The organism is Janthinobacterium sp. 35 (genome assembly GCF_002754575.1).
Lineage (GTDB): Bacteria > Pseudomonadota > Gammaproteobacteria > Burkholderiales > Burkholderiaceae_D > Janthinobacterium > Janthinobacterium tructae.
In genome coordinates this window covers 4,533,208-4,552,271 of the sequence record NZ_PEFN01000001.1, presented here as the reverse complement: position 1 = coordinate 4,552,271, position 19,064 = coordinate 4,533,208, and the positions used below count along the sequence as shown (strand labels likewise).

Genomic DNA, 19,064 nt, shown 5'->3' with positions numbered 1-19,064 from the left:
AAAATCAGGCTTGCGGGGCCTCGCGGCCCGGCGCCAGCGGTGCGCGGGCGACTCGCATGCAGATACAAACTCGCTACAAATCTCCCGCCATCGGCCTTGACCTGGCACCATGCGGGCCGTTTGCGCTTACAAGGTCATGCCGAGGATGACATCCTGGTAATCGGTGCGGCCCACGCGGAAGGTGCGCCGGCTCACTTGCGCAAAGCCGCGGCACGCATAAAACGCCAGCGCATCGTGGTTTTCCGCGTACACGCCCAGCAGCACGCGCCCTGCCCCGCTGGCGCGCGCCTGGCTCAGCGCCGCCTGCATCAGGCGCTGGCCCATGCGCTGGCCCATGCGCTGGCCCTGGAAGCGGTGCAGCAGGCAGATGCGCTTGATTTCCAGGTCTTGCGGATGCGGGTCCGCCACGGGCAGGCTGGTGATCGCCGTGTCAGTGTGTGCTCATGTCGTTTGCCATGCTGTGCTTCATGTATGGGGTCGGACCCGGCGGGTCCGACCCCGGCCTACCTTACTTGCCGCCCAACGGCACCTCGCACAGGCAGTGCGTGAGCGCCATGAACGGTTTGTGTTCGCGCGTGATGCCCGACAGCCAGGAGAGGTCCTGCGCCATGCCCAGCGCCGCGTCGGCCGGCAAGCCCGTCGTGGCCAGGCCCAGCTTCACGTGCTCGCCCAGACCCAGCGAGGCCATGGCTTTGGAGCCGAACATGCCGATCAGCCGGTCCACGTTCGAGGTTTCCTGCTCCAGGTAGGTCACGCGGTAATCGCTGCCCAGCTTGGCGCGCTTGGCAGCCGAGGCCAGCGCATCGCCATAGCTGCCGATGCGGTCGACCAGGTTGCGCTCTTTCGCCTGCAAGCCTGTCCAGACGCGGCCCTGCGCCACTTCATCGATCTTTTCCGGCGTCGTCTTGCGCGCCTTGGCGGCCAGGTTCAGGAAGTCGCCATACACGTGGTTGATCGAGCCCTGGATCACTTGCGCGAAGCGGGGATCGAGCGGACGCAATGGGTTGCCCGCGTCGGCCAGCCAGGTGGTCGGCGAACCGGCCGTGTGGATGCCCAGCTTTTCCACCACCTTGTCGGCCGTCGGCAAAATCGCGAACACGCCGATGGAACCGGTGATGGTGGCCGCGTCGGCAATCACTTCATCGGACGAGGTGCTGATCCAGTAACCGCCCGAAGCGGCCACGTTGCCCATCGAAACGACCACCGGTTTGCCGGCGGCGCGCGTCAGTTCCAGTTCGCGGCGGATCAGTTCCGAGCCGAAGGCGCTGCCGCCAGGCGAATCGACGCGCAGCACGATGGCCTTGATCGATTTGTCTTCGCGTGCCTGGCGGATCAGACGCGAGGTGGACAGGCCGCCGATGGCGCCCGGCGAAGCGATGCCGTCGCCGATTTCACCGGAGGCGATGACCACGCCGACGGCGTCGCCGATATGCACGGGGCGCAGGCGCGCCAGGTAATCCGTGTAATTGATCTGGCGGAAGTTCGTGCCTTCCGTGTTCTTCGCGCCGCGCGCCATCATGAACTGGCGCAGTTCATCGCGCGTTTTCAGACCGTCGACCAGCTTGCCATTGAGCGACAGCTTGCCCAGGTCGCCGCCAGCGGCCGTCATCAGCTCGGGCAGCTTGTCGATCGTTTGCATGATGGCGCCGGCCGGCAGCTTGCGCGCCTTTTCCACGTCCGTCGTGTAGGTGGTCCACAGGCCGTTGTTCAGGTAGCGGTCCGCTTCGGCCGCCGCTTCGGACGGGCCGTTGGCGATGAACGGCTCGGCCGCGCTCTTGTACGTGCCCACTTTCAGCAGGTTCACCGTCACGCCCACTTTGTCGAGCGCGTCGCGGTAGTAATTGCGGTAGCGGCCAAAGCCTTCCAGCATCACGCCGCCCATCGGGTGCAGGAATACCTCGTCGGCCTTGGCCGCCACCAGGTACTGGCGCTGGTTGTAGCTGGAACCCCAGGCCGTGACTTTCTTGCCCGTGGCGCGGAAACGCTCCACGCCGGCCGCCACTTCGCGCAGCGACGCGAGGCCGCCACCCTGCAGCTCGTCGAGCAGGATCACCATGGAGCCGATGTTCTTGTCCTTGGCCGCCGTGTCGAGCACCGCCAGCACGTCGCGCAACTGCACGTTTTTCTTGACTTCGCCGCTGACATTAGCCAGCACCGCCTCGCGCACGCCGCCCGGGGTTTCCTCGACCAGCGGGCCTTGCAAGTCCAGCACCAGGGTGGTCTTTTCCGCCAGGGGCTTGGCGCCGCCGCCAAAGATGGCGATCAGGATGGCGATGACGATCAGCAGGAAAATCAGATTGATGACCGCGCGGCGGGTGGCGTCCAGCGCGCGCCAGAATGCGCCAAAACCGCGGCGCAGCGGCGGGAAGGGGTTGAGTGACATTGATGCTCCGTGGGGTTGTGTACCGAAAGGAAACCAATATAACTGAAAATGGCCGAAATCGTCTTATTTTGACAAGTGTGCCGCGCCCTTGATGGCCTGCCCTGGCTGCGTGGAAATGAGGAACAGGCCGCCCAGCACCAGGGCGCCATTCAGGATCAGCAATTCCAGGCCGATGCGGTAATGCTCGAACAGCCGCGCCTGCTCCTGCTCGATCAGCGCGCACAGCAGCGGCCCCGCCACAGCCACCAGCGGCACCCAGCGGTCGCGCACGCCGCGCCGGCTCAGCAGGCCGAAGGCGAACAGGCCCAGCAGCGGACCATAGGTATAGCTGGCCAGCTTCAGGATCACGCCGATCATGCTGGGATCGTCCAGCCACTTGAAGGCCATGATCAATATCAGGAACAGTGCGGCAAACCCCAGGTGCACACGGCGGCGCCAGCGCATCTGCGCCGCCGCGCTCAACTCCGGCCTGCGCTGCACGCCCAAAATATCGATACAGAAGGTGGACGTCAGGGCAGTGAGCGCCCCATCCACGCTGGGAAACAGGGCGGAAATGAGGGCGATGAAGAAGATCAGCTGCACCACGGCGGGGAAATGCCCGAGCACGATGGCGGGGAAGAGTTTATCGCCCGTGGCCGTCACGCCGGCCAGCGGCGCGTATAGGTGCAGCAGTCCGCCCAAAAACAGGAACAGCAGCAGCACGCCCGTCAGCACCACGGTCAGGCTGAGCATGTTCTTTTGCGAATCGCGCAAGGTGCGCACGGAAATGTTCTTTTGCATCATTTCCTGGTCCATGCCCGTCATGGCGATGGTGATGAACATGCCGGCCACGATGTGCTTCCACACATACGCGGGGCTGTCCGGGTCGACGGTGAAGATGCGCGTGAGGCCTTGCGCGCGCATGCGCTCCAGGCTGTCGATGAAGGACAGATCCATTGCGCGCAACAAAAACACGCTGCAGATGATGAGACCGGCCAGCATGCACGCCGTTTGCAGGGTATCGGTCCAGACGATGGTTTTCACGCCGCCCTCGTAGGTGTAGAGCAGGATCAGCAGCAGCACGACGCACGACGTCAGCCAGAACGGCACGCCCAGGCTGTCGAGTATGGTCGCTTGCAGGATATTGACCACCAGATACAGCCGCGCCGTGGCGCCCAGCAGGCGCGACAGGATAAAGAATGCGGCACCGCTCTGGTAGGCACGCCGGCCAAGGCGCCATTCCAGGTAGCGGTAAATCGAGGTCAGCTGCAGCCGGTAGTACAGCGGCAGCAAGATGAATGTGATGGCCAGGTAGCCGAGCACATAGCCGAGCATCAGCTGGATGTAGCCGAATCCGTTGCTGCCCACGGCGCCGGGCACGCTGATGAAGGTCACGCCCGTGAGCGTCGTGCCCACCATGCCGAAGGCTACCAGCATCCAGTTGCTGTCCTTGTTGCCGATGAAAAAACTGTCGTTGGTGGCGTGGCGCGAGGTGCGCCACGCCACGCCCAGCAAAATCAGGAAATACGCGAGGATGACGGCAAACAGGGTGACTGGGGACATGAACGTTGCGCTGGCGCCAAAGGTGAACAGGGGCAGCAATATACAGGAAAGCGTACAGCAAAGCCCCTGTTGACGCCGGTGTCAGCAGCCGGTCGGTTTCACGCGCTCCACTTCCAGGCCGAACCACGGACGCAAGCGCGTGCCGACGACGTTGCCAACGAAAGCGCACACCAGCCACAGCCAGCCGTGCAGGCTGCCCGAGACGATGCCGCTGAAATACGCGCCGATATTGCAGCCATACGCCAGGCGCGCGCCGTAGCCGAGCAGCAAGCCGCCGACGATGGCGGCGATGATCGAGCGGCGCGGGATGCGCCACACGGGCGCATAGCGGCCGGCCAGCGCCGCCGCCAGCATGGCACCGAGCACGATGCCGATATCCATCACGGAAGTCTTGTCTTGCGTCAATGGCGCGGCCAGCGCGGCAGCATTGGCCTTGGTCGACCAGTAAGCCCAGCTGGCCGTGTCGATGCCGACCACGGACGCCGCTTTCGCGCCCCACAGGGCAAACGCAGACGTCACGCCCCACGGCTTGCCCGACAGCGCCAGGGTGGCGAAGTTCAGCACGACGAGCGCGACGGCGCCCGCCACCAGCGGCCAGGGGCCGTGCAGCCAGGGCGACGCCTGCGCCGGGCGCAGCGGCGTGGCGACGAGCTTGCCGTGGCGGCGCTTTTCGACGAGCACCGTGATGCCGGCGATCAGCGCGAAGACGATCCAGTTCAGCGCCAGCGCGGGTACCAGGCCCAGGCTTGTGACGAGGGAAATGGGTTTCAATTGCGGCAGCGCCGTCCAGAACGGCATGTGCGCCGTGCCAATCACGGAACCGACGATGAAGGCGGCCAGCGTGATGAGCATGCGCGTGCTGCCGCCGCCGACCGTGTACAAGGTGCCGGAGGCGCAACCGCCGCCCAGCTGCATGCCGATGCCGAAGATGAAGGCGCCGAAGATCACCGAGGTGCCGGCCGGCGAGACGAGGCCTGCGACGGGCGTGCCGAACAGGGTGCCGGCCGACAGCGCGGGGAAGAACAGCGCCACGCCCACAGCCAGCATCAGCATTTGCGCGCGCAAGCCGTCGCCGCGGCCATCGGCGATGAAGACGCGCCAGGCGGACGTAAAGCCGAAGGCCGCGTGATACAGGGTGACGCCGAGCAAGGCGCCCACCACGTACAGCGCGGACAGCGTGGCGCCGACGGTTTGCGCCAGGTACCAGGCGCCGAGCACGATGAGCAACAGGGCGACGCCCAGCGGTTTCGGATTGATGGCGGCGCGCAGGCGCAGCGGTGACATTGCTGTATCGGACATGGGGAGTATGGGCGAGAGAAAGGTAAGCACTATTGTAAACCCTACGCTCGCCCGTGCCAGCTTAATGCCCCACCGCATGCATCGACTTTTCGCCGCCGGCACGCACGGGGATGGGATAGCGCCGATCCAGCCGGCCGCTCAGGGCCGTCAAGCCGAACGCACCGAGCACGACGAGGGCACCGATCCAGCCCGTATGCACGAGGCCCAGGTGTTCCACGATCAGGCCGCCGCCCCAGGCGCCGCCGGCGATGCCCAGATTAAAAGCGGCGATATTCAAGCCCGAGGCCACATCGACGGCGCGGGGCGTGAAGTGCTCCGCTTGCTGCACCACATACACTTGCAAACCAGCCACGTTACCGAAAGCCACGGCGCCCCACAGCAGCACGGTGATGACGACCAGCACGCGATGCGGCGCCGTGAAGGTCAACAGCAGCAAAACGGCTGCCAGCAGCAGGAAGATACGTTTCAGCGCACGCACCGGGCCCTGCTTGTCGGCCAGCTTGCCGCCCCAGATATTGCCGAAGGCCACGGAGACGCCATACACGAGCATCACCGCGCCCACGGCGCCGGCGCTGAAACCCGACACTTGCTGCAGGATCGGCGCCAGATAGGTAAAAGCGATGAAGGAGCCGCCATAGCCGACGGCCGTCATGGCGTACACCAGCAGCAGGCGCGGCTGGCCCAGCACCTGCACTTGCTGCAGCAGGGACGCGGGCTTGCCGTGCTTGATGCTCGATGGCACGTACAGCAGGCTGCCGACAAAGGCGACCAGTCCCAGCGCCGAGACGGCGAGGAAGGTTTCGCGCCAGCCGGCATGCTGGCCGATGAAGGTGCCCAGCGGCACGCCCGTCACCAGGGCCACGGTCAAGCCCGTAAACATGATGGCAATCGCGCTGGCCGCCTTGTCCTTCGGCACCAGCGAGGTGGCGATGGTCGAGCCGATGGAAAAGAACACGCCATGCGCCAGCCCCGTCAGGATGCGGGCGATGACGAGGGTTTCGTAGCCGGGCGACTTCCAGGCCAGCAAATTGCCCAAGGTGAACAGGACCATCAGCGACAATAACAAGGTTTTGCGCGGGATCTTGCCCGTCAAGGCAGTCAGCACGGGCGCGCCGACGGCGACGCCCAGCGCATACAGGCTGACCAGCAAGCCGGCCGACGGCAGGTTGACGCCCAGGTCGGCGGCGATGGTGGGCAACAGCCCGACGATGACAAACTCGGTGGTTCCGATGGCAAAGGCGCTGAGGGTCAGCGCGAGCAAGGCAATGGGCATGACAAACTCCGATAAATGATGGTGGCATGCAGTATCGGGGTTTTCTTTGTTTCTAAAAATACCTCATCAGGCAGAAGATAGTTGCGCTCAAATCAACAATCTAATGGTCTGCTACACTGGCCGCATCAACACGGGGTCACCACCATGAATTCAGAAAAACTGGCGCTGCTGGTTACGCGCGAAATGCCGTATGGAAAATATCAAGGACGCTTGCTGGCAGACTTGCCGGGACACTACCTGGGCTGGTTCGCGCGCGAGGGCTTCCCCTCGGGCGAACTGGGCAGTTTAATTGCGCTGATGTACGAGCTCGACCACAATGATTTGCGCGGCTTGCTCGACCCCTTGCGCACGCGCAAGTCGCCGTGGCGGCCGGGCGAGTAAGAGAAGTCAGGCGGGTCTTAAAACTGGCGTACCTTCTTCGCCAGCAGGGCGCTGAACTCGCCATTTCCCACCAGCGTTTGCAGCTCACTGGCGCCACCGATGAGCACACCGTTGACAAAGACCATGGGAAACGTCGGCCAGCCCGTCCACATTTTCAGCGCATTGCGGCGATGCCACTGGTTCAGATAACTGCCGTACTGCAGGTACTGGTAGGGCGTGCCCAGCACGTCGAGGATCTTGCGCGCCTTGCGCGGAAACGGATTGAGCGCCATGCCGACCACCACCACCTGATGCGCGGCAATGGCCGCTTGCACTTCGCACACGATGTCCTGGTGCTTGCTGCCGATCAAAGGGCGGGCGGCGGGATGGATCTGGGCTTCGTCGAGGATGGCGCGGGTCATGAAAGTCCTGGGATGAGTGGCACGGGGCGTGCGGGTCACGCATTGTGACACGTGTGCCACGCGCACAGGTCGGCGTGGGCGATACGGGCGCGCGGGGCAGATAGCCGTGCAGCGCCGATCACTCTATCCCAGCGGCACGTGCAAGCCCATCTTGAGGCAGGTCAAGGCCACCGAGGTGCGGTAGCGCCGGATATTGTCGTCGCCGCCGAACAGGCGTTCCGTCAGCGCCTCGTACTCGGCCATGCTGCTGGCCGTGATCACCAGCAGGTAGTCGGCCTCGCCCGTGATGCCGTAGCACTGCTGGATGGCAGGCTCGGCCATGATGCGCGCGCGCAGGCCGGCCGTGCGCAGCGGGTGCTCGTCGTGCAGATGCACTTCCACCGTGAGTATCAAGGGGCGGCCCAGGCGACTGGCGTCGAGCACGGCCACTTCCTGACGGATCACCCCGCTTTCGCGCAGGCGGCGGATGCGCCGCTGCACGGCCGGTGCGGACAAATGCACGGCCTGGGCGATTTCGCGCTGCGAAGTCGTGTTATCACGCTGCAAGATGTCGAGGATCGCCAGGTCGAAGGCATCGAGGGCGAGGGAAGGCGTGAGCGAAAGTTGCGCCATGAGGGTCAAAATACAGTGCAAATATCAGAGTAGACACAATAAACTTTCACTATTCCGATATCAAGCCTTTTATCACCATGCCATTACGCCGCTATTCCTCGCTGATTCCCCTGCTCGCCATCCTCGGCTCCGTCACCTGCCTGGGACTGGGCACCTCATGGGCCAAGCACAGCCTGTTCCCGCTGGTCGGTGCGCAAGGCACGACGGCCGTGCGCGTGGGCTTTTCCGCCCTGCTGCTGTTGCTGTTCTGGCGCCCCTGGCGCTGGCAGCTGAGCCGCGCCGACCTGCGCACGGTGGCCCTGTACGGCGCGGCGCTGGGGCTGACGAACCTGTGTTTTTATATGGCGCTGCGCACGATTCCGTTCGGCATCGCCGTGGCGATCGAGTTTTCCGGCCCGCTGGCCGTGGCCCTGCTGGCCTCGCGCCGGCCGGTCGATTTCGTCTGGGTGGCACTGGCCGTGGCGGGACTGGCGTTGCTGTTGCCGCTCGGCCACGACGTCAGCAATCTGGACCCCACGGGCGTGCTGTTCGCGCTGGGCGCCGCCGTCTGCTGGGCCAGCTATATCCTCTTCGGCAAACGCGCCAGCCATTTGCATGCAGGCCATTCGGTATCGCTGGGCCTGGCGATGGCCGCGCTGGTGGTGGTGCCCGTGGGGGTGATGCACAGCGGCGCCGCCCTGCTCTCGCCCGTCGTGCTGGGCGTGGGCTTAGGGGTAGCGCTCATTTCCAGCGCGATACCGATCTCGCTGGAAATGGTGGCCCTGAAGCGGCTGACGCCGCAAGCGTTCGGCATCATGAGCAGCATGGAACCGGCCGTGGCCGCCATGCTGGCGTACATCCTGCTTGACGAGCGCCTGGGTGCCGGGCAGTGGCTGGCCATCGCCATGATCATGGCCGCGTCGATGGGCAGCTCCTACATGGCGCAGCGCCAGAGACGCAATGCGCCGTGCGCCGCCGTGCATACCTGAACCTCAGTGCGCGGGCGCCCCCGCACAGGGGCAGCCAGGTTGCGGCGCGCCAGCACGTGCTGCGCGAATATGGAGCAAGGCAATTTGATGGCCGTGCTGCAGGGCTACAATCCGCGCGACCGTGGTCGCGTGCACGCCGTCTTCGCGGGACCGGGCCAGCAAGTGCCGGCCCGCGTGCGCGTGATACTCGACTATCTGCTGGAACACGTGCAGCTGGGCGACGATTAAACGGTCGCCGTTTCCAGGCGCAGCTGCCGCCCATCGCCCAGCATCACTTCGAATTCCGCCGCCGTCACGGCCGGGCTGAACAGATAACCTTGCAGCTGGTCGCAGCCGAGTTCGCGCAGGAAGCGCATCTGCTCGGCCGTTTCCACCCCTTCGGCGACGATTTCCTGGCGCAGTTGCTGCGCCATGGTGACGATGGCGCGGGCGATGGCGCAATCGTTTTCATCGAACGGCAAGCCGACGACAAACGAGCGGTCGATTTTCAGGGTGCTGATGGGGAATTTCTTCAAATACGCCAGGCTGGAATAGCCGGTGCCGAAGTCGTCCAGCGCCAGCGCCAGGCCCATGGCCACCAGCTGGTTCATGATGTCGATCACCTTGTCGGCGCCGCGCATCAGCAGGCTTTCCGTGATTTCCAGCATGATCTGGTCGGGCCGCACGCCGTAGCGTTCCAGCACGGCCGCTATGCGCGCCGGCAACTGTTCATCGAACTGGCGCGCCGACAGGTTGACGGCGATGGCTGGCATGTGCAGGCCACGGTCTTCCCAGTTGCGGATCTGGCGGCAAGCCTCGTCCAGCACCCAGGTACCCAGTTCGAGAATCAAACTGGTTTCCTCGGCAACGGGAATGAAGAGGCCGGGCGAGACCATGCCGCGCATCGGATGCTTCCAGCGCAGCAAGGCTTCCGCGCCCACGATGCGCCCGCTGGCCAGGCTCACTTTCGGCTGGTAATGCAATTCCAGCTCCTTGTCGCCCAGCGCCAGACGCATTTCGCTTTCCAGGCGCAAATGTTCCTTGGCCCGCCGGTTCATGTCTTCACGGTAAAACAGGAAGGTCGATTCGATGGTCTGCCCCGCCTTGGCCACGGCCACGTCGGCAAAGCGGAACAGGGCCGGCGCTTCCAGGCCATCTTCCGGATACACGGTGATGCCGATGCTGGCGCCCACGTGCAGCGCGTGCGCATCGATATTGATGGGCGCTTCCAACAGGTTGAGCAGTTTTTGCGCCACGTTCGCCGCATGTTCGCGCTTTTCGATATGCAACAGCGCCACGACGAACTTGCTGTTGTCGACCCGCGCCAGGATGTCCGCGTCGCGCAAGGCGCCACGGAACAGCTGGCCGATGGCGATCACCAGCTGGTCGCCCACTTCGTGGCCGAGCGTGTCGCTGATGGAACCGATGCGGCTGATGTCGATCACCATCAGCGCGCCATGCGTGCCTTGCCGTTTCGCTTCAGCCAGGCCCTGGCCCACCAGCTGGTTCAGCAGGCAGCGGTTGGGCAAGCCCGTCAGGCTGTCGTAATTGGCCATGCGCTGCATGCGCGCCTCGGCATCCTTGTGCACCGAGATATCGGAAAACAGGGAAAAAACATGGCTGATCTCGCCATACTCGTCGCGCACGACGCTGATGGTGACATCTTGCGGGAACAGTTCGCCATTCTTGCGCTTGCCGATGATTTCGCCGCGCCAGGAGCCGTGTCCGCGCATGGCGGCGCGCACCTTGGCGCGGAAATCGGGATCGTGCACGCCCGAGCGCAGCAAGTCCGGCGTGCGGCCGATGGCTTCGGCCGGCGAATAGCCGGTAATGCGGGAAAACGAACTGTTGATGGAGACGATGCGCTCTTCCGAGTCCGTGATCAGCACGGCTTGCTCGCTGTCTTCGATGATGCGTGCGTGCAACCTCACCTTGTCCACGTCGGACAGCGGTTCGCTCATGGCCGACAGGCGCACGGCCATGCCGCAAGCCTTGCCCGCCTGATCGTGGATCACGTGGCGGTGCATGCGCAGCCACGTTACCATGCCCGACTTCTTGCGCCGGCGCACATCGGTGGCCACGTCGCCCTGCTTGAAATGCAGTTCCAGCACGCTCGCTTCCGCATCGTCTTCCGGATACAAAAACAGGATGTGCTGGCCCAGCGCTTCCAGTTCGGAATAGCCGAACATCTGTTCAGCGCCATGGTTCCAGCCGATCAGGAAGCCATCGGGATCGATTTCCAGCAAGGCGTCGGCGAGCGCCACGCGCACCACGGGCCGGCTGACGCCGCGCAGCCGCTCCAGCTCTTCCTGCAGCCGCGCCAGCGTGGCGGCCTGCTGCGGCCCCGCCTGTTCACGGGCGTCCTGGGCCAGGCCCAGGCACAGCGCGACCTTCGCCTCAAGCATGGCAACCCCGCGCGCGTGCCAGGTCAGGGGAACATATCAGGGGCGCTGCGGTGTGTGTCATCATCAAAATCCCACTATGGGGCATGCAGGTCGGAGCAGAAAGACGGTCGAAATACTATGAATATGGTAACTTAAAAATGTTGGCATATGTCAACATTTTAAGACCTACGCCGAATGGCCCGGCAGATGCTGCGCCAGGCGGGCAAACACATCCGGTTCGCGCATGCGCGCCATCCACCAGCGCAGCGCGGCGCCATCCTCGCCCACTCTCCACGCCAGGTAAAACGTTTCCGACGGTTTTGGTTCTTCCACGGCCTTTTCCACCAGCTGGCCGCGCGCAATGGCGGCGCGCGCGCACGGTCCCGGCAGGAAGCCAAAACCCAGTCCCAGCACCTGGTAGTCGAACTTGACCTGCATGCTCGGCACGCTCAAGGCATCTTGCCCCAGCAGCAGCCCCACGGTGCGCGGCGCCATCTGGCGCGCCGAGTCAGCCACCACCACGGCCCGGTACTGCTGCAGATGGCCGCGCGACAGGGGCTCTGCCACCTGCGCCAGCGGATGCGTGGGCGCCACGGCAAAGACGAAGTCGAGCATGCCGATCGGCTGCGCGATATAGCCGCCGCCCGCCGGCCCGTCGCCGGGCGCGCCCACCAGCAAGTCGACCCGGCGGTCCAGCAACGCTTCCCAGGTGCCCGACAAGGTGTCTTGCGACAGGCGCAAGCGCGTCTGTTGCGCAACCTCGTAGAAGGCGCGCACGTCGTCGGCCAGGGCCACGGCGGAAAACATGGAATCGATGCCGATGGACAATTCCGTTTCCCAGCCGGACGCCACCCGGCGTACGCGGTGTTCGAGGTCCTGTGCCGCCTTCAATAAATAGCGGCCCTCTTTCAGCAACTCCTGGCCGGCCGCCGTCAGCATGACTTTCGGACCATTGCGCCGGAACACTTGCACGCCCAGGTCGTCTTCCAGCTTGGCCACCGTATAGGAAATGGTGGACGGCACTTTGTGCAATTCCTTGCCGGCCGACGAGAACGATCCGCGGCGGTCGATGGCGTCGACGATTTGCAGGGCTTCCAGGCTCAGTCTTAACATTCGATTTTTTCGATCATAGGTCGCAAGATTTTCCGTTTTTCTTTCGCCGAACAGGGGCCTATACTTTGTTCATCGTACAGCGAAGGGAAGAAAAGAAGCCACGGCGCAGCGCCAGGCAACGGCCCTTCGAAATTATCGCACATTAACTTATAGAAACGGAGTCCACCATGTTACAGATTCGTCATAGCGAAGAACGCGGCGCCGCCAACCACGGCTGGCTCAATTCCCACCACAGCTTTTCTTTCGGCAGCTACCACGATCCGCTGCACATGGGCTTTGGCCCCTTGCTGGTGATCAATGAAGACCGGGTCACGCCAGGCCAGGGCTTCGGCACGCACGGCCACCGCGACATGGAAATCATTTCGTATGTGCTCGACGGCGCGCTGGAACACAAGGACAGCATGGGCACCGGTTCCGTGCTGCACTACGGCGATGTGCAGCGCATGAGCGCCGGCAGCGGCGTGCGCCACAGCGAGTTCAACCATTCTGCCACGGATGGCTTGCACTTCCTGCAAATCTGGATCCAGCCGAACGTGACGGGCATTGCCCCCAGCTATGAAGAGAAACATTTTACGCCGGAAAGCAAACGGGGCAAGCTGCGCCTGATCGCCTCGTCCGACGGGCGCCAGGGTTCCGTGCTGATCCACCAGGATGCGGCCATCTACGCCAGCATCCTGCAGGAAGGCGAGCAAGCCGCACATGCGCTGGACGAAGGCCGCATTGCGTATGTGCACCTGATCCGCGGCAGCCTGGTGGTCAACGGTACGCCCTTGAAAGCGGGCGATGCGCTGAAATTGACGCAGGAAGCGGCCGTGACAATTACGCAACCGGAAGATGCGGAATTTCTGCTCTTCGACTTGCCTAAATGATGGTACCTGGCCATCTGCGGCGGCATGCTGTTGCTGGTGGAGCGCGGTTGTCGCCAGGCCCGGTAAGGCCCAAGGCTGCCTGACCGGACAGGCCCGTCATCGACGCGGCCCGCCCGGCCGGGGGCCTGTCACCGTCTTGTCATCAAGCTGACATGGCGCTGTCACATTCGACAACTATCATGCGGTTGCCTTTAAATCACGCAACCACAGGACATCGCAGCCCATGAACAAGCCCAACGATCTGGCCATCAGCGCCACCGATCTGAACGACATTGACAGCAACGCGTCCCACGACAACCATTTCAACAGCATCCTGAACGCCCGCCTGAGCCGGCGCAACTGGCTGCGCGGCAGCGCCGTCACGGCCGCGACCGCCGTCATGGGGTCGATGGGCCTGTCCGCTTGCGGCGGCGGCAGCGATGCGGTCGCCGTCACGCCGACGCCGACGCCAACGCCCGAAAAACTGCTGGCCTTCACGGCCGTGCCGAAAAGCCTGGCCGACGTCGTGTCGGTGCCGGCCGGCTACACGGCCACGGCCCTGTATGCGCTGGGCGACTCGCTGCGCGCAGCCACGCCAGCCTACAAGAACGACGGCAGCGATACCGATTTCGACAACCGCGCCGGCGACCACCACGACGGCATGGAATACTACGGCCTGTCCGCCGCCGGCGCGCCGCTGGCGTCCGGCGCCGAACGGGGCTTGCTGGCGATGAACCACGAAGCGACCACGGACGAAACACTGTCCTCGCACTTCCTGCACGTGAATGGCGGCACCACCTCGCTGCCGCGCCCCGCCGCCGAAGTCGACAAGGAAGTGGCCGTCCACGGCCTGAGCGTGGTGGAAGTCAAAAAAACGGGCAGCGCCTGGGCCACCGTCAACGATTCCGCTTTCAACCGCCGCGTCACGCCGCTGACGGACATCGAGCTTGCCGGCCCCGTGCGCGGCAACGCCCTCGTGGTGACCAAGTATTCGCCGACCGGCACCAAGACGCGCGGCACCATCAACAACTGCGGCACGGGCAAGTCGCCCTGGGGCAGCTACCTGTCCGGCGAAGAAAACTGGGCCGGCTACTTCACCCGCTCGTCCACCGACAACGCCGCGCGCGGCGACAAGTCCGTCGTTTCGCTGAACCGCTATGGCCGCAGCCAGGGCGCCGGCTCGCGCCACGGCTGGGAAACGGGCGGCAGCGACGACAAGTACGCGCGCTGGAATCTGAGCAAGATCGGCGCATCGAGCAACGGCAGCGACGACTACCGCAATGAATTGAACGGCATGGGCTACATCGTCGAGATGGACCCGTACGACAAGACCCGCGCCATCCGCAAGCGCACGGCCCTGGGCCGCTACGCACACGAAAGCGCCGCCTTCAGCGTGCCGGCCGTGGGCCAGCAACTGGCTGTCTACATGGGCGACGATTCGCGCAACGAATACATCTACAAATTCGTCACGACCGCCGTCTGGGCCGCCGCGGACGCCAACCCGGCTGACCGCATGGCCACCGGCGACAAATACCTCGATTCGGGCAAGCTGTACGTGGCCAAGCTGGCTGCCGACGGCACGGGCCAGTGGATCGAACTGGCCATGTCGAACGCGCTGATCCAGGCGTACAGCGCCTACAAGTTCGCCGACCTGGCCGATGTGCTGGTGAATGCCCGCCTGGCGGCCGACGCCGTGGGCGCGACGAAGATGGACCGCCCGGAATGGTGCTCGGTCAACCCGGCGAATGGCGAGATCTACTACACGCTGACCAACAACTCGAACCGCACCGTCAATCCGAGCGGCTCGTCGCAGCTGGCGCCGGACAGCGCCAACCCGCGCGCCTACACGGACATGAAGGGCAGCAGCGCGCAAAACGGCAATCCGAACGGCCACATCATCCGCTTCAAGGAAGGCACGGGCGCGGCCGCGGCCACCAGCTTTACCTGGGATGTCTACCTGTTCGGCGCCGAGAGCGGCGCCGACGCCAGCAAGATCAACCTGTCGAACCTGACGGCCGAGCAGGACTTTTCGAGCCCGGACGGCCTGGCCTTCAGCCCCTACACGGGCATCTGCTGGATCCAGACCGACGATGGCGCGTACACGGATGTGACCAACTGCATGATGCTGGCGGCCATCCCCGGCAAGGTCGGCGATGGCGCCAAGTCGACCCTGAACTACGCCACGGCGGCCGGCGGCAACCTGGCTGTCGACACCTTCATCGGCAAGAAACCCACGGCCGATACGCTCAAGCGCTTCCTGGTGGGGCCGGTCGGCTCGGAAATCACGGGCATCAGCGAAACGCCCGATGGCAAGACCATGTTCATCAACATCCAGCATCCGGGCGAAAACACCAAGCTGGCAAATATCGGCGATCCATCCAAATACACGAGCCAGTGGCCAGCCAACGCCGGCTATGGGGCCGGCAAGCGCCCCCGCTCGGCCACCATCGTGATCACCAAGAACGATGGCGGACGCATCGGCAGCTGATGTCCCGTGCCTGGCGGAGGCATCCGCCAGGCAAAGCCAGCCATTCACCTTGTAAAAGGAGGAAGTGCCCCTAAGTAAGGCTCATCACCAGATATTGCAACGACCGAAAGGCAGTCAGGGAAAACGTTTCCCTGCTTTTTGGTATGATGGCAAGGCGCGTCGGCACCGCAGTGGTGTCGCGCGCCTTTTATTTTTGACAATTACCTATATGAGCACAACCATGCAAAGCGGCGCAGACCTCCTGGCGACAGGCGAATTGGATTACACGACTTCCTGCGCACTGCCGACGCCGTGGGCCCAGTTCACCCTGCACGCCTTTGTCGAACACGCCACGGGCAAGGAACATCTGGCCATGGTGCTGGGCGATGTCGGCAACGGCGAACCGGTACTGGCGCGCGTGCATTCCGAGTGCCTGACGGGCGACGTGCTGTTTTCCCAGCGCTGCGATTGCGGCGCCCAGCTCGAAGGCGCCTTGAAACGCATCGCCGAGGAAGGCCGCGGCATTTTGCTGTATCTGCGCCAGGAAGGGCGCGGCATTGGCCTGATCAACAAAATCCGCGCCTACCGCCTGCAAGAGGCAGGCGCCGACACGGTGCAGGCGAATGAACAGCTGGGCTTCAAGGCCGATGCGCGCAACTACACCTTGTGCAAACCCATGTTTGCGCAATTCGGCATCCACAGCCTGCGTTTGATGACGAACAACCCGCGCAAGATCGCCGCCATGGAAGCGCTGGGCATCACGGTGGCCGAACGGGTGCCGCTGCTGGTCAACCGCAACGCCTTCAACCAGCACTACCTGAACACCAAGCAAAGCAAGCTCGGTCACATGATGACGCCGGAAACGGCGCCGGCGCTGGAAGACGGCGCCCTGTAATTGCCCGGGCTGGCGCAGCGCGTGCACGCTGCCGCGCCGGGCCGGCCTCGCTCCTGCTCACGCACAAAGGATGCATGAAATTAGCTAACTTCGCCTTCTTGCTGGCCAGTCTGTGCGCTGCCACAGGCGCCCACGCGGCTCCCACCGCCTCGACTCCCCCCATCAAACCGCCGCCGGCCACCGCCGCACCCGCTGCCACCGAACATGCAGCCTTGCCGCCGCCCTCGTCGGCCGCGCAAAAACTGTACACGGCCGCACGCGCCGACATCCTGCAAGTACGTGTGCTGCTGAAAAACGGCCGCACGCAATCGTCGGTGGGTTCGGGCTTTTTGATCGGCACGGGCGACCTGGTGGTGAGCAACTATCACGTCGTGTCGCAATTCGCGCTCGACCCCGATACCTATGTGGGCGAATGGGTCGACACCAGCGGCCAGCGCGGCAATGTGGAATTGCTGGCCGTCGACGTACTGCACGACCTGGCCGTGCTGCGCGTGAACCGCCACGGCACGGGCTTTTTCAAGATGCCGGAAGCGCTGACGCCCCTGACCCAGGGTCAGTACCTGTATTCGATGGGCAATCCGCTGGACCTGGGCTTCGCCATTTCGGAAGGCTCGTACAACGGCGTCGTCACGCGCAGCTTCTACGACCAGCTGATGTTTACTGGACCGATCAATGCCGGCATGAGCGGCGGCCCCAGCGTCACGGCGAATGGCGACGTCGCCGGCATCAATGTCTCGAAACGCCTCGATGGCGAACTCGTGAGTTTTCTCGTGCCCGCCCGCTATGCCCAGCAATTGCTGGCCAGGGTGGCCTTGCAAGGCAAGGCGCCGAAAGACTTCAAGCCGCTGGTGACGGCGCAGCTGCTGGCGCACCAGGAAGTGATGCTGGCGCGCCTGCTGGGCACGCCCCTGAGCCTGAAAGCCATGGGGCCGTACCGCGTGCCCGTGCGCGAGTCCGACCAGATGCGCTGCTGGGGCCGCTCCAACGTCAAGTCCGACAAGCCCTACATGCTCGACAACACCAGCTGCGCCATGGAATCGGCCATCTTCATTTCCGGCACCCTGCAGACGGGGCAAGTGTCGATGCGCCACGAATTTTTGCGCAGCAGCGAACTGGGCGCCCTGCGCTTTTCCGAACTGGCCAGCGCCTCGTTCAAGAATGAAAGTTTCGGCAGCTACAAGAGCGTGAATCTGACGGGCCCGCAATGCACCGAACAGTTCGTCAAGAATGCCACCCTGCCCTTGCGCGCCGTGCTGTGCGTGCGCGCCTACCGCAAGTTTACGGGACTGTACGACTTTGCCCTGCTGGCCGCCAGCACCGATGAGCCACTCATGAGCTTGCAAAGCCGCATCGACGCGCGCGGCGTGTCCTACGCCAATGGCATGCGCGTCACGCGTACCTTCCTCGAAGCGCTGTCGCGCGCACCATCGACCACCGGGACGCGCAAGCCATGACTGCACCGTATTTCATCGAAATCCTCGCCGAGAATGGCGAAGTACAGCGGCGCCAGCGCATCGCCACCTTGCCGATCCGCATAGGCCGCGGCTACGACAACGACTTCATCCTCGACGACGCGCATACGGCCGCCCGCCACGCCATCGTCGAAGACGACGGCGCAGGCGGCCTGCTGCTGCGCGACCTGGGCAGCCAGAATGGCGTGATCCACCGGGGCCAACGGCAACTGCAAGTGGCCTTGAACGGCAACAGCGTCGTTCGCCTGGGCCACACGCGCCTGCGCGTGCGCGCCAGCGACCACCCTGTTGCGCCCGAATTGAGCGATACCACCAGGCACGACTGGGAAGGCTTGCGCCCCGCCGTCGCCGGCCTGGCCATGATCGGCGCCTCGGCCGCCTTCAGCAACTGGCTCAGTGATGCGGACGCCTTCGAGCCGATTTCCTACCTGATGATCATCGCCTACGCGCTGGCCGGCGGCCTCGTGTGGGCGTCGATCTGGGCCGTGGCGAACCGCCTGTTCGGCCATGTGGCGCGTTTCGGCCGCCACCTGTTCATCATCGGCTGCGGCTTGCTGGCCATGGAAGTGTGGGAACTGGGCAGCAATGTGGCGGCGTATGCACTGTCGCTGGAAGTGCTGACGCGCTACGGACGGCATATGTTCGTCGTCATCGTCTGTGCCATGATCTACTACCATTTGTGCACGATTAAACCGCAGCATCCGCGCCGCTTCGGCCTCGTTGCCGTCGTGCTGGCCATTCTTGGCTCGACCCTGATTTTGCTGAGCAACCTGCAGATCAGCGGCCGCCTGGCCGACGAAGCCTACATGTCGGTGATCTACCCGCCAGCCCTGCGCCTGAGCCAGGATCACACGACGGAGGCGTTCTTGCGCGATGCGGCCGGCTTGCAGCGCGCCGTCGACGCCGAGCGGGGCAAGGCGGCCAGAGGCGCCGACGAAGACGAAGACAGCGGCGATTAATAGCTCGATATGCAAAAAGCCCGCCGTGTCCTGACAGACCGGCGGGCTTTTTATCGCGCGCCCTCAGGCGCGGATGTCGGCGATAAAA

17 protein-coding genes are annotated in these 19,064 nt (G+C 64.2%); 8 read left to right on the top strand and 9 right to left on the bottom strand.

Features of this window, described 5'->3' with window-relative positions:
* Nucleotides 1-126 precede the first annotated feature (126 nt).
* From CLU93_RS20325 to CLU93_RS20305, 5 genes are all read right to left on the bottom strand, one after another.
* The gene (locus tag CLU93_RS20325; RefSeq protein WP_257225030.1) at nt 127-408 is read right to left on the bottom strand and encodes a GNAT family N-acetyltransferase; all 282 of its coding nucleotides are present in this window, start codon (nt 406-408) and stop codon (nt 127-129) included.
* A gap of 100 nt (nt 409-508) precedes the next feature.
* The gene (sppA, locus tag CLU93_RS20320; RefSeq protein ID WP_099763053.1) at nt 509-2,383 is read right to left on the bottom strand and encodes a signal peptide peptidase SppA; all 1,875 of its coding nucleotides are present in this window, start codon (nt 2,381-2,383) and stop codon (nt 509-511) included.
* A gap of 63 nt (nt 2,384-2,446) precedes the next feature.
* On the bottom strand, nt 2,447-3,925 hold the full coding sequence (locus tag CLU93_RS20315; RefSeq protein ID WP_099764506.1) for a sodium:solute symporter: 1,479 nt from the start codon (nt 3,923-3,925) through the stop codon (nt 2,447-2,449).
* 81 nt (nt 3,926-4,006) lie between these two features.
* Nucleotides 4,007-5,224, bottom strand: a complete 1,218-nt coding sequence (locus CLU93_RS20310) for a YeeE/YedE family protein (protein ID WP_099763052.1) — start codon at nt 5,222-5,224, stop codon at nt 4,007-4,009.
* 61 nt (nt 5,225-5,285) lie between these two features.
* A complete protein-coding gene (locus CLU93_RS20305; RefSeq protein ID WP_099763051.1) occupies nt 5,286-6,497 on the bottom strand; it encodes an MFS transporter in 1,212 nt (403 codons plus the stop codon).
* Nucleotides 6,498-6,641: 144 nt separating this feature from the next.
* On the opposite strand from CLU93_RS20305, the gene CLU93_RS20300 reads away from it, so the two are divergent.
* Entirely contained in the window at nt 6,642-6,878 is a 237-nt protein-coding gene (locus CLU93_RS20300) for a DUF3820 family protein (RefSeq protein ID WP_071076391.1), read from the top strand.
* Nucleotides 6,879-6,895: 17 nt separating this feature from the next.
* On the opposite strand, the gene CLU93_RS20295 is transcribed toward CLU93_RS20300, so the two are convergent.
* Together CLU93_RS20295 and CLU93_RS20290 are read right to left on the bottom strand one after the other, a co-directional pair.
* Nucleotides 6,896-7,279 (bottom strand): glutaredoxin, encoded by a 384-nt coding sequence (locus CLU93_RS20295; RefSeq protein WP_099763050.1) that lies wholly within the window; start codon nt 7,277-7,279, stop codon nt 6,896-6,898.
* Between the two features lie 123 nt (nt 7,280-7,402).
* Nucleotides 7,403-7,891 (bottom strand): Lrp/AsnC family transcriptional regulator, encoded by a 489-nt coding sequence (locus tag CLU93_RS20290; RefSeq protein WP_099763049.1) that lies wholly within the window; start codon nt 7,889-7,891, stop codon nt 7,403-7,405.
* 77 nt (nt 7,892-7,968) lie between these two features.
* Between CLU93_RS20290 and CLU93_RS20285 the strand changes: the two genes are divergently transcribed.
* Entirely contained in the window at nt 7,969-8,859 is an 891-nt protein-coding gene (locus CLU93_RS20285; RefSeq protein ID WP_099763048.1) for an EamA family transporter, read from the top strand.
* Between the two features lie 69 nt (nt 8,860-8,928).
* Nucleotides 8,929-9,087 (top strand): hypothetical protein, encoded by a 159-nt coding sequence (locus CLU93_RS28255; protein WP_180287890.1) that lies wholly within the window; start codon nt 8,929-8,931, stop codon nt 9,085-9,087.
* Here CLU93_RS28255 and CLU93_RS20280 read toward each other — a convergent pair.
* Together CLU93_RS20280 and CLU93_RS20275 are read right to left on the bottom strand one after the other, a co-directional pair.
* Nucleotides 9,084-11,243 (bottom strand): putative bifunctional diguanylate cyclase/phosphodiesterase, encoded by a 2,160-nt coding sequence (locus tag CLU93_RS20280; protein ID WP_099763047.1) that lies wholly within the window; start codon nt 11,241-11,243, stop codon nt 9,084-9,086. The genes CLU93_RS28255 and CLU93_RS20280 overlap by 4 nt on opposite strands.
* 165 nt (nt 11,244-11,408) lie before the next feature.
* On the bottom strand, nt 11,409-12,335 hold the full coding sequence (locus CLU93_RS20275; protein ID WP_099763046.1) for a LysR family transcriptional regulator: 927 nt from the start codon (nt 12,333-12,335) through the stop codon (nt 11,409-11,411).
* Nucleotides 12,336-12,502: 167 nt separating this feature from the next.
* Between CLU93_RS20275 and CLU93_RS20270 the strand changes: the two genes are divergently transcribed.
* The 5 genes from CLU93_RS20270 (at nt 12,503) to CLU93_RS20250 (ending at nt 18,976) form a co-directional block, all read left to right on the top strand.
* Nucleotides 12,503-13,204 carry a pirin family protein gene (locus CLU93_RS20270; protein WP_099763045.1) on the top strand — a complete coding sequence of 234 codons (702 nt, stop codon included), beginning with the start codon at nt 12,503-12,505 and terminating at the stop codon, nt 13,202-13,204.
* Nucleotides 13,205-13,427: 223 nt separating this feature from the next.
* Nucleotides 13,428-15,671, top strand: a complete 2,244-nt coding sequence (locus CLU93_RS20265) for a PhoX family protein (protein ID WP_099763044.1) — start codon at nt 13,428-13,430, stop codon at nt 15,669-15,671.
* A 220-nt stretch (nt 15,672-15,891) separates the two neighbouring features.
* A complete protein-coding gene (ribA, locus tag CLU93_RS20260; protein ID WP_035820484.1) occupies nt 15,892-16,545 on the top strand; it encodes a GTP cyclohydrolase II in 654 nt (217 codons plus the stop codon).
* A 74-nt stretch (nt 16,546-16,619) separates the two neighbouring features.
* On the top strand, nt 16,620-17,999 hold the full coding sequence (locus CLU93_RS20255; protein WP_099763043.1) for a S1 family peptidase: 1,380 nt from the start codon (nt 16,620-16,622) through the stop codon (nt 17,997-17,999).
* Nucleotides 17,996-18,976, top strand: coding sequence for an FHA domain-containing protein (locus CLU93_RS20250; RefSeq protein WP_099763042.1), 981 nt, complete (start codon nt 17,996-17,998; stop codon nt 18,974-18,976). The genes CLU93_RS20255 and CLU93_RS20250 overlap by 4 nt, the downstream gene beginning before the upstream one ends.
* Nucleotides 18,977-19,064: the final 88 nt, after the last annotated feature.

Bases quoted from the DNA above. Each gene is read 5' to 3' on its own strand.
- CLU93_RS20265 (WP_099763044.1), top strand. From the start codon at position 13,428: ATGAACAAGCCCAACGATCTGGCCATCAGCGCCACCGATCTGAACGAC.
- CLU93_RS20285 (WP_099763048.1), top strand. From the start codon at position 7,969: ATGCCATTACGCCGCTATTCCTCGCTGATTCCCCTGCTCGCCATCCTC.
- CLU93_RS20255 (WP_099763043.1), top strand. From the start codon at position 16,620: ATGAAATTAGCTAACTTCGCCTTCTTGCTGGCCAGTCTGTGCGCTGCC.
- CLU93_RS20250 (WP_099763042.1), top strand. From the start codon at position 17,996: ATGACTGCACCGTATTTCATCGAAATCCTCGCCGAGAATGGCGAAGTA.
- CLU93_RS20280 (WP_099763047.1), bottom strand. From the start codon at position 11,243: ATGCTTGAGGCGAAGGTCGCGCTGTGCCTGGGCCTGGCCCAGGACGCC.
- CLU93_RS20315 (WP_099764506.1), bottom strand. From the start codon at position 3,925: ATGTCCCCAGTCACCCTGTTTGCCGTCATCCTCGCGTATTTCCTGATT.
- CLU93_RS20310 (WP_099763052.1), bottom strand. From the start codon at position 5,224: ATGTCCGATACAGCAATGTCACCGCTGCGCCTGCGCGCCGCCATCAAT.
- CLU93_RS28255 (WP_180287890.1), top strand. From the start codon at position 8,929: ATGGAGCAAGGCAATTTGATGGCCGTGCTGCAGGGCTACAATCCGCGC.
- ribA (WP_035820484.1), top strand. From the start codon at position 15,892: ATGCAAAGCGGCGCAGACCTCCTGGCGACAGGCGAATTGGATTACACG.
- CLU93_RS20290 (WP_099763049.1), bottom strand. From the start codon at position 7,891: ATGGCGCAACTTTCGCTCACGCCTTCCCTCGCCCTCGATGCCTTCGAC.
- CLU93_RS20300 (WP_071076391.1), top strand. From the start codon at position 6,642: ATGAATTCAGAAAAACTGGCGCTGCTGGTTACGCGCGAAATGCCGTAT.
- CLU93_RS20295 (WP_099763050.1), bottom strand. From the start codon at position 7,279: ATGACCCGCGCCATCCTCGACGAAGCCCAGATCCATCCCGCCGCCCGC.
- sppA (WP_099763053.1), bottom strand. From the start codon at position 2,383: ATGTCACTCAACCCCTTCCCGCCGCTGCGCCGCGGTTTTGGCGCATTC.
- CLU93_RS20275 (WP_099763046.1), bottom strand. From the start codon at position 12,335: ATGTTAAGACTGAGCCTGGAAGCCCTGCAAATCGTCGACGCCATCGAC.
- CLU93_RS20270 (WP_099763045.1), top strand. From the start codon at position 12,503: ATGTTACAGATTCGTCATAGCGAAGAACGCGGCGCCGCCAACCACGGC.
- CLU93_RS20305 (WP_099763051.1), bottom strand. From the start codon at position 6,497: ATGCCCATTGCCTTGCTCGCGCTGACCCTCAGCGCCTTTGCCATCGGA.